The following is a 15,289-nucleotide window of genomic DNA, read 5'->3' on the forward strand; positions in this document are numbered from 1 at the left end:
AAGGTGGATTTAACATGCGAGTAAAAGATCAACTATCATCATTACAACCGTATAAACCAGGTAAATCACCAGAGCAAATGAAAGAAGTATACGGGAATCATTCATTTGTTAAGTTAGCATCAAATGAAAATCCATTTGGCTGTTCACCTCGTGTTTTAGGAGAATTACAAAAATCGTGGCAGGAACATGCTTTATATCCTGACGGAGGTGCTGAAGTACTCCGTCAAACAATTGCAGAGAAATTACAAGTGCAAATGGAACAAGTGCTTTGTGGTAGTGGACTTGATGAAGTCATTCAAATTATAAGTCGTGCAGTGCTCTGTAAAGGAGATAATATCGTAACTGCCGGCGCGACATTCCCTCAGTACCGTCATCATGCAATTATTGAAGGCTGTGAAGTGAAAGAAATTGCTTTAAAGAACGGTGTATATGATCTAGATGAAACTTCTTCAGCAGTTGATGAACATACAAAAATCGTATGGATTTGTAATCCGAACAACCCGACAGGCACATATGTGAATGAGCGAAAATTGACTCAATTCATTGAAAGCATTAGTGAAAATACGTTAATTGTCATTGATGAAGCGTACTATGAATACGTAACAGCAAAAGATTTCCCTGAGACATTACCGCTTCTAGAAAAACATAACAACATTCTTGTACTTAGAACATTTTCTAAAGCGTACGGATTAGCTTCTTTCCGCGTTGGTTATGCGATTGGACAGGAAGAGTTAATCGAGAAATTAAATGTCGTACGTTTGCCATTTAACGTATCTTCATTAGCGCAAAAAGTAGCGACGATTGCTTTTAACGATGAAGCGTTTATTGAAGAAATAGTTCGTGTTAATACAGAAGGATTACAACAATACGAGAGTTTTTGTACGGAAAATGAAATTCCATTTTATCCGTCACAAACGAACTTTATCTTCTTGCCGGTAGATGATGCTGGGGAAATTTATGAAGCTTGTGCGCATGCAGGGTTTATTATTCGTCCGTTCCCAAATGGTGTCCGTATTACAATCGGAACTAGGGAACAAAATGAAGGAGTGATTTCAGTGTTAAAACAACACTTTGAAAATAAAAAAGGTAAGTCTCGAGATGAGGCAAATGTGTAAAAAGGTAGTATTAATCGGTACTGGATTAATAGGAGGCTCACTTGCATTAGCGATTAAAAAAGAGCACGATGTAACGATTATCGGTTATGACATATTTAAAGAGCAAGTAGAGCGCGCAAAAGAATTACATGTAGTTGATGAAGTAGCAGTAGATTTACAGCGTGCATGTGAGGAGGCAAATTTAATTGTATTTGCCTCTCCAGTTGAAGAAACGAAAAAGTTGTTACACAAACTTGCATCATTTCATTTACGAGAAGATGTCATTGTTACCGATGTAGGAAGTACGAAAGGGACAATCATGAATGAAGCGGAAGCTTTATTAACAAAGAAAGTTTCGTTTATCGGCGGTCATCCGATGGCAGGTTCTCACAAAACAGGAGTTGAAAGTGCAAAGGCACACCTTTTTGAAAACGCATTTTACATTTTAACGCCAATGAATCACGTGCAGGCGGATCAAGTAGACGAGCTAAAAGAATGGTTAAAAGGAACAGGCTCTCATTTTCTTGTATTAAATACAAAAGAACATGATTATATAACAGGAATAGTTAGTCATTTCCCACATTTAATTGCAGCAGGATTAGTAAAACAAGTTGAGAAACATGCTGGTGATAATCCGCTTATTCATCAACTAGCGGCAGGCGGATTTAAAGATATAACACGTATTGCATCAAGTAGTCCGAAAATGTGGAGTGATATCGTAAAGCAAAATCGCGGGCATTTATTGGAACTATTAGAAGAATGGATTTCAGAAATGGAAGAGCTATATAAGACGGTTTCTAAAGGAGATGCAGGAGAAATACAAAGTTATTTTGCAGATGCGAAAGAATATCGTGACTCTTTACCAGTTCGAAAAAGAGGGGCGATTCCTGCCTATCACGACTTATACGTCGACGTTTTAGATAAAGTAGGGGCATTAGCCCATATCACAAGCATTCTAGCAGAAGAAGAAATTAGTATTACGAACTTGCAAATATTAGAAGCGCGAGAAGGATTGCTCGGAGTTTTACGAATTAGTTTCCAAAGAGAAGAGGATCGAACGCAGGCAAAAATTGCGCTCGGAAAAGAAGAATACCAAACGTATGAAACAATTTAATGAGGAGGGTGACAACGTGAAAGAAAAAAGAGTACAAACTGTAAATAACGGATTGAATGGCACAATTACAATCCCTGGAGATAAATCAATTTCCCATCGCGCTGTCATGTTTGGCGCAATCGCGGAAGGTAAAACAACAATTAAAGGATTTCTTCCTGGTGCGGATTGTTTAAGTACTATTTCTTGTTTTAAAGAAATGGGAGTAGAGATTACACAAAATAGAGACGAAGTTACGGTAATTGGAACAGGATTAGAAGGTTTACAAGAGCCAAAAGCTGTATTAGATGTTGGTAATTCTGGTACAACGATTCGATTAATGTCAGGAATACTTGCAAACACACCATTCTTTTCTTGCGTGCAAGGTGATGCTTCAATTGCGAAGAGACCGATGCAACGTGTAACAAATCCACTAAAGCAAATGGGTGCAAAAATTGATGGCCGAAAAGAAGGAACGTTTACGCCGCTCACAATACGAGGCGGGAATTTAAAGGCGATTGAATATACTTCACCGGTAGCAAGTGCGCAAGTGAAATCAGCTATTTTACTTGCAGGCCTTCGCGCAGAAGGTGTAACAGCTGTTACAGAACCTCATATTTCCCGCGATCATACAGAAAGAATGCTTGAGGCGTTTGGCGTTACAGTAACTCGCGTGGGGAAAACAGTGAAACTAGCAGGAGGACAGAAGTTAACCGCAACAGATGTTCAAGTGCCAGGTGATGTATCATCAGCGGCATTTTTCTTAGTAGCAGGTGCAATTATTACAAATAGTAAACTACTATTACAAAATGTGGGAATGAATCCGACTCGTACAGGTATTATTGATGTTCTTGAGAAAATGGGCGCTACGTTTACTGTAGAGCAGATTAACGAAGGAGCATCAGAACCTGCTGCAAATATTACAATTGAAACATCCCCGCTGAAAGGAATCGAAATCGGTGGTGATATCATTCCACGACTGATTGATGAAATCCCAATTATCGCTTTAGCGGCAACACAAGCAGATGGAATTACAGTCATTAAAGATGCACACGAGCTAAAAGTGAAAGAAACGAATCGTATCGATACAGTCGTTGCTGAACTAACGAAACTAGGAGCTCGTATTGAAGCGACCGACGACGGAATGATTATTTACGGTAAATGTAAGCTAAAAGGAACTACAGTACATAGTCACGGTGATCACCGCATTGGAATGATGCTTGCGATTGCCGGCTGTATAGCTGAAGGAGAAACAACGATTGAAGATGCAGAAGCAGTAGGTGTATCGTATCCTACATTTTTTGAAGAACTGCAAATGTTAGCTAAATAAAGTGATGAGAAGCAGATATGCAATGTATCTGCTTTTTTATGTTGGCTTTTTTCGTAAATAATGTTGCTTTATTGCGTAAGAATGTTATCCTTATTGATTTTATGAGATTTTTACGCATAATTGTAACTAAAACCTTTATTGAACCAGTTTCTCTCAATCAACTGGTTTTTTTATGCCCGTAATGTTGCCGTTGTCATAAGTTTCATCACTTTCAATGGTACCTCTTAGCTTCGCAAACCCAAGAGAACGCAAGGCGTTTAATATTCTTATGCCGCCAATAGAAAGCAGTTGAAAAGAGCCTTTATGTTAGATTGTTTCTAAATCGATATCTTTTGTTGAAACATCCTCGCAATTTCACTTACCGAACTATAATAGTTTGAATTATGATATAATTCAAACGAGGAATGGAGGAGAAATATATGAACGTTATACAATTAAAAGAAGATAAGTTTAGAGAAGCATTACGTTTATCAGAATATGCTTTTCAATATAAAGCAGATGAAGAACGAGTAGAGCAGCAAATTACACGAATGAAGGAAAGCCATCAAATATACGGTATTATGGAAGGAGAAGAGTTAGCTGCAAAGTTGCACTTAATTCCTTTTCATATTTACATAGGAAAAGAAAAGTTTAAAATGGGCGGCGTTGCGGGGGTAGCGACGTATCCGGAATATAGAAGAAGTGGATATGTAAAAGAGTTACTTCAGCATTCACTGCAAACTATGAAAAGAGATGGATATAGTGTATCGATGTTACATCCATTTGCCGTTTCATTTTATCGTAAATACGGCTGGGAACTTTGTGCGAATCGAATCGTATGTCAGATGACAAAGAGCGATTTAATAATTAAAAAACAAGTGAATGGTACAGTGAAACGTTTTAGTAAAGATAATCATCCAGAAGAAGTAGAGAATCTATATGAAACATTTGCAGAACGATTTTCTGGTATGTTAGTTCGCGGACGTAAATGGTGGCTACAAGCGGTGTATCATGATTTAACATTGGCAGTTTACTATGATGAAAATAAAACGGCGGCTGGTTACATGTTATACAAAATAGAGAATTCTAAAATGACAGTAAAAGAATTTGTCCCATTACATAATGAAGCGAGAAATGGTCTTTGGAACTTCATCTGCCAACATGATTCTATGATTAAAGATCTAGAAATGATACTAAGTGAGACAGAACCACTTCTTTACACATTACAAGAACCACGAGTAAAAGCAGAAGTAACTCCATATTTCATGGGGAGAATTGTAGATGTAGAACAGTTTTTCAAACAATATGAATGGAACTGGAACAACGAAGAGCAAGAAGTAATTTTATATATTACAGATTCATTTGCTCCGTGGAATAACGTAACGGTTCAACTTAAAAATAATGAAATAACAATCGTTAAAGAAGAAACAGCAAAAGAAAATGGAATTCAAATCGATATTAATGCGTTATCTACTATTATGTTTGGTTACAAGCGACCGCTAGAATTAAATGAAATAGACTTAATAAGCGGTAGCGAAGAGGAGATACGTGCATTTGAGAATGTAGTGCCGGTGCGTAAGCCGTTTATTTATGATTTCTTTTGATTTTGTAAAGCTTTGTGCGGCATACTAATGTTTAAATAGCAATGTACTATAACTAAATATAATTAGTTATAGTACATTGCTGCTTTTAACGAAGCATTATGAATGTTAACCACTTGACTTTTAATCCATGTAATTTATAATTAAAAACGGAATGAATTTTCATTCCTGAAAATTGAGGTGAGAAAAATGGCTAAAAATAAGCAAGAGGATATTTTTGATGCTGCTATAAAACTTTTCGCAGAGCGTGGTTACGATGGTACGACAATTCCGATGATCGCTGAAAAAGCAAATGTCGGCGCTGGTACTATTTATCGCTATTTTGAAAATAAAGAGGCACTCGTTAACTCATTATTTTCAAAAAGCATGCTACAGCTATCTGAAACAATAAAGACTGATTTTCCTGTTGAAGCAAATATTCGTGAACAGTTTAGTCATACGTATAACCGTTTATTTGAATTTGCGAGAAACAATGTGGATGCTTTTCTTTTTACAAATTCTCACTGTGATAGTTATTTTCTTGATGAACAGAGTAAGAAAATATTTGATGATTTTATAGGCTTTTTTATGAATATTATTGAAGATGGAATCGAAAAAGGTTTTCTTCGTCCATTGCCTATAATTGCTTTAATTATTATTGTATATCAACCGCTTGAAAAATTAATAAAAGTAATGGCGACAGGGCAATTAGAATACTCAAAAGAATTAGTAAAAGAATTGGAAGAGAGCTCTTGGAATGCTATTAGAATCATTTGATTCTATAGCTTTATAAGGACAGGAATGAACATTCATTCCTAAATAAATATAAAAAAACGATTACAGGAGTTGATATAACTGCACAATTCACGGAATGAATATTCATTCCGTGGGTAGTGATTTGATAGAATTGAAAAATAATTTAATAGGATAATAGGAATGAACGTTCATTCTGAAATGATATTTTCAAAAACAGGGAATGAATATTCATTCTCTATGCACCATGAAACTCTAATAACAGGAGATGATTCAAATGAGCAAACTAAAAAGTTGGAGAAGTTTATCTTTTCTATTATGGATAGTTATTACTATTGCAATGATCGTAACAATGCCTAATATGGATAAATTAGTGAAGGAAAAAGGGCAAATTACAATCCCTAGTACAGAACAAAGCAGTATTGCTGACAAGATGATAAAAGAAATGGATAAAGAAGGGGCTGAAAAGTATGAAATTATAGCCGTCTTTAATAGTGGAGATAAAAACGCATTAACGAATGAACAGAAAGGGGAAATAACAAAAACGATCAACGCCCTGCAAAATGAAAAAGAGCAATTAGGAATTAAGGAAGTCGTTTCACATTTAGATAATAAAGAACTGGAGAAACAATTAGTTTCTAAAGATAATACGACTATTTTAACGCAAATATCGGTAGATAAAAAATATGGTAAAATATCAAAAGTTGCAAATAATCTTCATAAAAAAGTACAAACGAAAGGAGTTACAACGTACTTAACAGGAAGTGATTTAATAGCGGGTGATTTTCTTATATCCTCTCAAGAGGGCGTGAAAAAGACAGAAGTTATTTCGATCATTTTCATTCTTGTAGTATTAATCATTGTATTCCGTTCACCAGTTGTTCCGATTATTTCTCTTCTTACAGTTGGTGTTTCGTATTTAATTTCAATGGGGATTATTGCCCATCTTGTAGATCAATTTAATTTTCCGTTTTCAAACTTTACGCAAGTGTTTGTAGTAGTCGTCCTGTTTGGAGTGGGAACAGACTATAACATTTTATTATATACAAGATTTAAAGAAGAATTAAGTAAACAAGAAAATGCATTTTTGGCTACGAAAGAAACGTTTAAATCGGCAGGTAAAACCGTTTTATATAGCGGGATAGCAGTACTAATTGGCTTTGCATCTCTTGCTTTAGCGAGTTTTAAATTATATCAATCTACTTCAGCGGTAGCAATTGGTGTTGCAGTATTACTACTCGTATTAACTACTTTAAATCCATTTTTTATGGTGCTTTTAGGAAAAGGAATGTTTTATCCAGTTAAAACATTTAAAGGACATGAGGATAGTCGTTTATGGGGATTCTTTGCGAAAAATTCAGTAGCAAGACCATTTATCGCTTTAATTATCGTATTCGTGATATCGATTCCATTCGTATTAAAATATTCTAACACGCTTAATTACAATGATTTATTTGAAGTGGATAATAAATATGAATCAAAAATGGGGATTAACGTAATAGAAGAGCATTTTCCGCCTGGTTTTTCTTCACCAAGTACGTTAGTCATTCAATCGGATAAAAAGTTAGATGAGGCGACTTCTTTACAAACTTTAGATGAACTTACTGATAAAATCTCGAAAGTTAAAGGAGTCTCAGAAGTATATTCACCGACGCGTCCAACTGGAGATAAGATTAAAGAATTATATATAAATAAACAAGCCGGAGAATTGAATACAGGCTTAGGAGATGCAAATGGTGGCATAAAAGAAATTAATGAAGGATTAACTGATGCGAAAGATAAAATGGGTAGTAATGACTCAAATAGTCTTGCAAATGTTCAAAAGTTAATTGATGGAACAAATGAAGCGAAAAATGGCGTATCAGCATTAGGGACAGCTTTAAATCAATTATCGAATGGAATAAACAATGGAGCACAAGGGGCGAAGCAAATAGAGGATGGGCTAGCATCATTAAACGGAAATATCAATGCCCTGTCAAATGCAACTTCGCAGCTTCATGCTGGTTATGCTCAGTTAGAAAAAGGTTTAAGTTCGTACGATCAATATTTCGGAAGTATTTCTCAAGCGATTGATGGTGCGAAAAAAGGATATGAACAAATTGAAACGCTAATGAACAATTTCATTCAAACAAAACCAGAATTAGCAAATGATCCTAATGTGCAGCAAACATTAGGAATTGCAAAAGAGGCTCAGAAGCAATTGAGTGGGCTTTCCAACGAATTAAATCAATTAGCGACGCAGCACAAAGCAGCGATGAGTTCATTTAAAGAAGCAAATCAATCATTATTAAAAGTAGATAATGGTTTAAAGGAAATGAACAATGGAGTAACGCAACTACAAAAAGGAGCTGCTGAATTGAAAAATGGATTGAACGAAGGAGCTACAGGTTCAAAACAAATTTCGAACAAATCGGCTGACTTACAATCTGGATTAACGAAAATAAACGATGGGCAAGGACAGTTATTAACTGGACTGAAAGATTTACAAGAAAAGATGGGGCAATTGCAATCAGGTTTATCTAAAAGTACAGAGGGTTTAGGAAAAGTAAGTAATGGCCTAGGGGATGCTCAAAAATATTTAGGAGAGCTAAATGAGTCGAAAAGCTCTGAGAAATTTTATATTCCGAAAGAAGTTTTAGAGGGAGAAGATTTCCAAAAAGCATTGAATACGTACATGTCACATGATAGAAAGACTGCTAAAATGACAATTATTTTAGACGTAAACCCGTATTCAAAAGAAGCGATGCCTATCATTCAAGAAATTAATAAAACGATAGATGGTACGTTAAAGGGAACAGAACTAAATGATGCGAAAAAAGCAATTGGCGGGACAACAGCTAGAAACGTTGATTTAAAAGAAGTAACCGGGCAAGATTTCCTACGTACTGCTACGATTATGTTATTAGGGATTTCGCTTGTATTAATCGTGATTACACGCTCATTCTTAAACTCAATCTTTATTATTGGGTCGTTAATTTTAGCGTACTTTGCATCACTTGGTATAAGTGAACAAATTAGTGCACATGTATTAAACGTAGAGTCATTAAGCTGGAATGTTCCATTCTTTAGCTTCATTATGATTGTCGCTTTAGGAGTGGATTATAGCATCTTCGTTATGATGCGATACAATGAGCTAGAAGGGGATTCAGTAACGAAAATTGTAAATGCATCTCGTCACATAGGAGGAGTCGTATTATCAGCGGCACTTATTTTAGGAGGGACATTTGCAGCGTTAATTCCTTCAGGAGTATTGACACTTATACAAGTAGCATCCGTTGTTGGCGTTGCTCTTTTACTATTAGCTTTAATTGTAATGCCGATATTGTTACCTGCTTTAATAGGATTGACGAGTAAATTGAAGAGTTATAAAGAGAAAATAATAAATACGAAATAAGAAAAACCTGTAGGGAATGTTTTCTCTACAGGTTTTTTGTATATAAAATATGAAATAAAAAAATGATTCAATGTATTATAGAATGAGAAGCGAATAGGGATATTAGAAAGAGGTCGATGATATACAAAAAATAGCTAGGGGAATGGATAAAAACTATTCGATTTCGTTGTAGAAAGCTAATCAACCGTTGCTATTCATCCAGCTTCTACTATATAATAGCTATAGTCTACAATAATTGAGTCGTAATATGCGATTTTTTAAGACAATCGGTGAGAAAACGCTGAAATAAGCGGTATTAGTAGGAGGACACAAATGATTACAGTAAGTAACGTTAGTTTGCGTTTCGCAGATCGCAAATTATTTGAAGATGTTAACATAAAATTCACGCCAGGTAATTGCTACGGTTTAATTGGAGCAAACGGTGCTGGTAAATCAACATTTCTAAAGATTTTATCTGGAGAAATTGACCAATCAACAGGTGACATACATATTACGCCAGGTGAGCGTCTAGCAGTATTAAAACAGAATCACTTCGAATATGAAGAATTCCCTGCACTAGAAACAGTAATGATGGGTCACACACGTCTTTATAAAGTAATGCAAGAGAAAAATGCAATTTACATGAAAGAAGACTTTAGTGATGAAGATGGCATGCGTGCTGCAGAACTTGAAGGTGAGTTCGCTGAGCTAAACGGTTGGGAAGCTGAGTCAGAAGCTGCAATCCTTCTAAAAGGATTAGGTATTGGTGAAGATATTCATGATAAAAAGATGTCTGAATTAACAGGGGCAGAGAAAGTAAAAGTATTACTTGCTCAAGCTTTATTCGGTCAACCTGACATTCTATTACTAGATGAGCCTACCAACCATTTGGACTTAAAAGCAATTCAATGGTTAGAAAACTTCTTAATGAACTTTGAAAATACAGTTATCGTTGTATCCCATGACCGTCACTTCTTAAATAAAGTATGTACGCACATGGCTGACCTTGATTTCGGTAAAATTCAATTATACGTTGGTAACTATGACTTCTGGTATGAATCAAGCCAATTAGCATTAAAACTAACGCAAGATTCTAACAAGAAAAAAGAAGAAAAAGTAAAAGAGTTACAAAACTTTATTGCACGCTTTAGCTCAAATGCATCTAAAGCGAAACAGGCAACTTCTCGTAAAAAATTGTTAGATAAAATTACATTAGATGATATTAGACCATCATCACGTCGTTATCCGTTCGTTGGTTTCACACCAGAACGTGAAGTAGGAAATGACCTATTAACAGTTGAAGGTATTTCGAAAACGATTGATGGCGAAAAAATATTAGATAATGTGAACTTTACTTTAAATAAAGGTGATAAAGTTGCATTTATCGGACGTAACGATATTGCGATGACAACATTATTTAAAATTCTTATGGGTGAAATGGAGCCAGATAGCGGTTCATTCAAATGGGGTGTAACAACATCTCAAGCTCATTTCCCAAGAGATAACTCTGAGTACTTCGAGAAGAGTGATTACACTTTAATTGATTGGTTACGTCAGTTCTCTCCACAAGATGAGTCAGAAAGTTTCTTACGTGGTTTCTTAGGCCGTATGCTATTCTCTGGTGAAGAAGTAAAGAAAAATGTTTCTGTTTTATCTGGAGGAGAAAAAGTTCGTTGTATGTTATCTAAAATGATGTTAAGCGGTGCAAACGTATTAACACTTGATGATCCGACGAACCATTTAGACCTTGAGTCTATTACAGCATTAAACAACGGTTTAATCACATTTAAAGGAACATTACTATTCACTTCTCATGACCATCAGTTCGTACAAACAATTGCAAACCGTATTATCGAAGTAACGCCAAACGGTGTAGTCGATAAGGTAGCGACGTATGATGAGTTCTTAGAAAGTCAAGAACTTCAAAAACAAGTTGATGCAATGTACAAAGGTTAATAATGAATGATTAAAACCCCCGCTCTCTTTTATGAGAGCGGGGGTTTTTTAAGTAAACAAATATTCGTTTTAATATAAAGTGGGGGGAGGATTAAAATGAATAATTATTCAAAAATAACATTAGCGATGGTAAGAAATTTTTGAAGCGTGGATAAACCCTGAAATGATGAAGAAATGGTTTTTTACATTGGAGGGGACGGATAAAGTAACGGGAAATACTCCTGAAGTAGGAGGGAGTTAGTTACAAAGGATAAGATTGTAGAAAAAGTGTAGTTTGAGCAATTACTTCAAACTACACTTTTTCTTATGTGAAATATGTACCAAAATTGGAGATAGATTAGTTTGCAAATGAGGAAATAAAGGATTATAGTTTGTGGAGTCATAATTAGTGGATGGGCCCCTGGGAGAAAACAGGAAATGTTACAAATGTATTTTGTAAAATAGAAACCAAAGTCAAACTGTTTAAAAAGAAATAGTTGAATAAATAAAAGCTACAAATTATAATTACTAATATTCTTCATATAGTTAAACAAATAAAATCTATTTGAAGAAGAAAAATCAAATAGAGAGACAGACTTATATAAAATAAGCCTTGGATGATCAAAAGAGGTGGAGAGATGCAACAATTTTTATTAAAGAGTAAACGAGTATTAAGTAATCATTTTGGATTTTTCGTATTTGCCGTTATTTTACTTTGGTTAAAAACATATGCAGCATATGTGACAGAATTTAATTTAGGGATATCGAACACAATCCAAAAGTTCTTACTGTTTTTCAACCCGTTAAGCTCAGCAGTTCTATTTTTAGGACTCGCATTATTCGCAAAAGGGAAACGAGCTTACATTTGGTTAATTATTATTAATTTGCTAATGTCTATACTTTTATACGCAAACGTAGTATATTATCGCTTTTTCAGTGACTTTATTACGTTCCCGACATTAACACAATCGAATAACTTTGGAGATTTAGGTGGTAGTATTTTTGCATTGCTACACTTATATGATCCACTATATTTCTTAGATACAATCATTTTAATTGTTTTAGTTGCAACGAAATTTGTAAATCCTAAACCAATTCGTGTTGCGAAGCATAAATTATCTCTAGTATTTGTAGCAGGTATTTTATTCTTTAGCGTTAACTTAGGTCTGGCAGAATCTGACCGTCCTGAATTGTTAACAAGAACATTTGACCGTAATTATATCGTGAAATATTTAGGGGCGTACAACTTTACGATTTATGATGGTATTCAAAGTGCGAAAGCATCAACAGAACGAGCATTAGCGGATGGAGATAATATGACAGAAGTTAGAAACTATCTTACATCAACTTATGCAAGTCCAAATCCTGAGTATTTCGGTAAAGGAAAAGGAATGAACGTAATTTATATTCATTTAGAGTCATTCCAAAACTTTTTACTAAACTACAAGCTAAATGGCCAAGAAGTTACACCATTCTTAAACTCATTTACAAAAGATGCGAATACGTTATACTTTGATAACTTCTTCCATCAAACAGGACAGGGTAAAACATCTGATGCGGAGTTCATGTTAGAGAACTCAATGTTCGGATTACCACAAGGATCTGTTTTTACAAATAAAGCTCATAACACGTATCAATCAGCACCAGCTATTTTAGGACAACAAGGATACACATCAGCAGTGTTCCATGGTAACTACAAAACATTCTGGAACCGTGATGAAATTTATAAATCATTTGGTTTTAATAAATTCTTTGATGCGTCATACTACGATATGAATGAAAAAGATGTAGTAAACTATGGCTTAAAAGATAAACCGTTCTTTAATGAATCAATTCCGTTATTACAAACGTTGAAACAACCGTTCTATACGAAGTTCATTACGTTATCGAACCATTTCCCTTATCCGATTGATAAAGCGGAAGCAACGATTGAACCAGCTAAAACAGGTGATTCATCAGTAGATACGTACTTCCAAACAGCACGCTATTTAGATGAATCTGTAAAAGGATTCATTGATTACTTGAAACAATCTGGTTTATACGATAACTCAATTATCGTTATGTACGGTGATCATTACGGTATTTCAGATAATCATAGTGCAGCAATGTCTCAAATAATGGGTAAAGAAATGAACTCATTTGAAAATGCTCAATTACAACGTGTACCATTAATCATTCGTGTACCTGGAATGGAAGGCGGCGTACAACATCAATACGGCGGAGAAATTGACGTTCTACCAACCTTATTACACTTACTAGGTACAGATACGAAAAATTATGTCCAATTCGGATCAGATTTATTATCACCAGAGCATAAACAAGTCGTTCCGTTCCGTAACGGTAACTACGTAAGTCCAACAGTTACTGCACTTAACGGCAAATACTATGATACAACGACTGGGAAACCTGTAGAATTTACAGATGAAATAAAACAAAATGAACAAATGGTTCAAAAATCACTAAAATACTCCGACCAAGTTGTTAACGGTGACTTATTACGATTTTACACACCAGAAGGATTTACACCGGTAGAACCTTCTAAATATAACTATAACAATCGTGATAAAGATAAAACGAAGGTGAAGACGACTGAAGACGGGGAAACGAAATAAATAATAAAAAATCCTACTCGTATAGAAAACGAGTAGGATTTTTTGTTTTAAGATTTACTTTCGGATTTTTGGAGTGCTACTTTTTTAGGCATAAAACATGCAATAATCAAAGCTACAAAGGATAAGACTAACATAAATATGTAGGCATCACTTGAGCTGAAGATAGAAGCTAATTTCGTTACTTGCATAGCTGATATGCTTCCATTCTCACTAGATAACTGTGAAGTATGTGAAGTGGATTGAATTGTATACACAGTGATAATGACTGCTGTTCCTATAGCACCTGCTAATTGACGTACGGTATTATTTACTGCGGAACCATGTGAACCCAGTTCTCTTGGTAAAGCGTTTAAACCTGCTGTATTTAAAGGCATCGAAATGAAACTTAGTCCAATGCGTAGAATAATGGTACGAACCATTAAATACATATAAGTGGTGGATTCGGTTAAATCAATTACACCCCACATCGATATAATGATACATATTAAACCTGTAATAAAGAGTGGTTTTGCCCCGTATTTATCAAACATTTTACCTGTGATAGGTGATAAGAAGGCATTAATTACAGCGCCGGGTAATAGAAGTAAACCTGATTCAAAAGCAGTGAAACCTCGTCCATTTTGCAAGTAAATCGGTAAAAGAATTAAATCAGCATACATAATCATCGTAATGAGTACGTTAATGACTGATGTAAGAGTGAAAATTTTATACTTAAATACGGATAAATTTAATAGTGGATCGCTAGACTTTATTTGACGTAAACAGAATAGAGTTGTAACAATTATTCCGATGATAATTGTAGTAATAACAACTGGATGATCCCATCCTTTACTTCCTGCACTACTAAATCCGAATATGATACAACCAAAGCCAATCGTTGATAAAATGACACTTACGATGTCTAATGTTGCTTTTGTTGTTTCAGCAACATTCATTAAATATTTAAGTGCGAGAATAATAACAATGCATACAAAGGGAGCTAATCCAATAAATAGCCATCTCCATGATACATATTCAATAATAAAGCCAGATAATGTTGGGGCGATGGCTGGCGCAAAAATTATGGCGAAACCGATGGTTCCCATAATACTGCCACGCTTTTCACTAGGGTATAAATATAAAATAACTGTCATCATTAGTGGCATAATAATTCCTGCCCCAACTGCTTGAATCATTCTTCCTGTTAACAAAGTGCCAAAATTCATGGCGCATGCACAAAGAACAGTCCCAATAAACAAAGAGAGCATCGAGCTAATAAATAGCTGCCTTGTAGTAAATCCTTTCATTAAAAATGCAGTAATTGGCACGAGAACGCCATTTATGAGCATAAAGCCTGTTGATAGCCATTGTACGGTTGCAGCTGTAACATCAAATACTTCCATTAAATTACTCATCGCTACATTTAATAGCGTCTGATTTAATGTTGATAAAAAACAACCGGAAATGAGCACAATTAATATAATTTTTTTATTTCTTTCTGATATTTCCTTTTGCATTGGTAAACTCCTTCATTGTTGTCTTGATTTATCGACATTGTGTCGAT

At 35.0% G+C, this 15,289-nt stretch carries 9 protein-coding genes and 3 pseudogenes; 10 read left to right on the top strand and 2 right to left on the bottom strand.

What is annotated here, in order from left to right; translation table 11 throughout:
• Nucleotides 1-14 precede the first annotated feature (14 nt).
• From hisC to JFT89_RS14625, 4 genes and pseudogenes are all read left to right on the top strand, one after another.
• On the top strand, nucleotides 15-1,115 hold the full coding sequence (gene hisC / locus JFT89_RS14610) for a histidinol-phosphate transaminase (RefSeq protein WP_201040294.1): 1,101 nt from the start codon (nucleotides 15-17) through the stop codon (nucleotides 1,113-1,115).
• A complete protein-coding gene (gene tyrA / locus JFT89_RS14615; protein WP_002084896.1) occupies nucleotides 1,108-2,208 on the top strand; it encodes a prephenate dehydrogenase in 1,101 nt (366 codons plus the stop codon). Before hisC ends, tyrA begins: the two co-directional genes overlap by 8 nt.
• A 16-nt stretch (nucleotides 2,209-2,224) precedes the next feature.
• Nucleotides 2,225-3,514: a 3-phosphoshikimate 1-carboxyvinyltransferase gene (aroA, locus tag JFT89_RS14620; RefSeq protein ID WP_002066035.1), complete on the top strand. Its 1,290-nt coding sequence runs from the start codon at nucleotides 2,225-2,227 to the stop codon at nucleotides 3,512-3,514.
• A 17-nt stretch (nucleotides 3,515-3,531) separates the two neighbouring features.
• Nucleotides 3,532-3,645: pseudogene (locus tag JFT89_RS14625) on the top strand (STAS/SEC14 domain-containing protein); the annotation flags it as partial.
• Between the two features lie 43 nt (nucleotides 3,646-3,688).
• On the opposite strand, the pseudogene JFT89_RS30775 reads toward JFT89_RS14625, so the two are convergent.
• Nucleotides 3,689-3,806, bottom strand: a pseudogene (locus JFT89_RS30775) (IS1595 family transposase); the annotation flags it as partial.
• Nucleotides 3,807-3,933: 127 nt separating this feature from the next.
• Between JFT89_RS30775 and JFT89_RS14630 the strand changes: the two are divergent.
• The 6 genes and pseudogenes from JFT89_RS14630 to ltaS all read left to right on the top strand — a co-directional run bounded on the left by JFT89_RS14630 (nucleotide 3,934) and on the right by ltaS (nucleotide 13,746).
• Nucleotides 3,934-5,097 (top strand): GNAT family N-acetyltransferase, encoded by a 1,164-nt coding sequence (locus JFT89_RS14630; RefSeq protein ID WP_201040295.1) that lies wholly within the window; start codon nucleotides 3,934-3,936, stop codon nucleotides 5,095-5,097.
• A 186-nt stretch (nucleotides 5,098-5,283) separates the two neighbouring features.
• Entirely contained in the window at nucleotides 5,284-5,850 is a 567-nt protein-coding gene (locus JFT89_RS14635) for a TetR/AcrR family transcriptional regulator (protein ID WP_002013443.1), read from the top strand.
• A gap of 253 nt (nucleotides 5,851-6,103) precedes the next feature.
• Complete coding sequence (locus tag JFT89_RS14640; RefSeq protein ID WP_201040296.1) at nucleotides 6,104-9,220, top strand: MMPL family transporter; 3,117 nt, start codon at nucleotides 6,104-6,106, stop codon at nucleotides 9,218-9,220.
• 312 nt (nucleotides 9,221-9,532) lie between these two features.
• Nucleotides 9,533-11,155, top strand: coding sequence for an ABC-F family ATP-binding cassette domain-containing protein (locus tag JFT89_RS14645; protein ID WP_201040297.1), 1,623 nt, complete (start codon nucleotides 9,533-9,535; stop codon nucleotides 11,153-11,155).
• Nucleotides 11,156-11,318: 163 nt separating this feature from the next.
• Nucleotides 11,319-11,393 (top strand): annotated as a pseudogene (locus JFT89_RS30665) (ATPase); the annotation flags it as partial.
• A 379-nt stretch (nucleotides 11,394-11,772) separates the two neighbouring features.
• The gene (gene ltaS / locus JFT89_RS14655; protein ID WP_201040298.1) at nucleotides 11,773-13,746 is read left to right on the top strand and encodes a lipoteichoic acid synthase; all 1,974 of its coding nucleotides are present in this window, start codon (nucleotides 11,773-11,775) and stop codon (nucleotides 13,744-13,746) included.
• Between the two features lie 47 nt (nucleotides 13,747-13,793).
• On the opposite strand, the gene JFT89_RS14660 is transcribed toward ltaS, so the two are convergent.
• Entirely contained in the window at nucleotides 13,794-15,242 is a 1,449-nt protein-coding gene (locus JFT89_RS14660; protein WP_201040299.1) for a DHA2 family efflux MFS transporter permease subunit, read from the bottom strand.
• Nucleotides 15,243-15,289: the final 47 nt, after the last annotated feature.

Origin of the sequence: Bacillus sp. TH25 (genome assembly GCF_016650935.1) — a bacterium.
In the GTDB taxonomy this organism is placed as follows: domain Bacteria; phylum Bacillota; class Bacilli; order Bacillales; family Bacillaceae_G; genus Bacillus_A; species Bacillus_A mycoides.

Bases quoted from the DNA above. Each gene is read 5' to 3' on its own strand.
- hisC (WP_201040294.1), top strand. From the start codon at position 15: ATGCGAGTAAAAGATCAACTATCATCATTACAACCGTATAAACCAGGT.
- tyrA (WP_002084896.1), top strand. From the start codon at position 1,108: ATGTGTAAAAAGGTAGTATTAATCGGTACTGGATTAATAGGAGGCTCA.
- JFT89_RS14630 (WP_201040295.1), top strand. From the start codon at position 3,934: ATGAACGTTATACAATTAAAAGAAGATAAGTTTAGAGAAGCATTACGT.
- JFT89_RS14635 (WP_002013443.1), top strand. From the start codon at position 5,284: ATGGCTAAAAATAAGCAAGAGGATATTTTTGATGCTGCTATAAAACTT.
- JFT89_RS14640 (WP_201040296.1), top strand. From the start codon at position 6,104: ATGAGCAAACTAAAAAGTTGGAGAAGTTTATCTTTTCTATTATGGATA.
- JFT89_RS14645 (WP_201040297.1), top strand. From the start codon at position 9,533: ATGATTACAGTAAGTAACGTTAGTTTGCGTTTCGCAGATCGCAAATTA.
- ltaS (WP_201040298.1), top strand. From the start codon at position 11,773: ATGCAACAATTTTTATTAAAGAGTAAACGAGTATTAAGTAATCATTTT.
- JFT89_RS14660 (WP_201040299.1), bottom strand. From the start codon at position 15,242: ATGCAAAAGGAAATATCAGAAAGAAATAAAAAAATTATATTAATTGTG.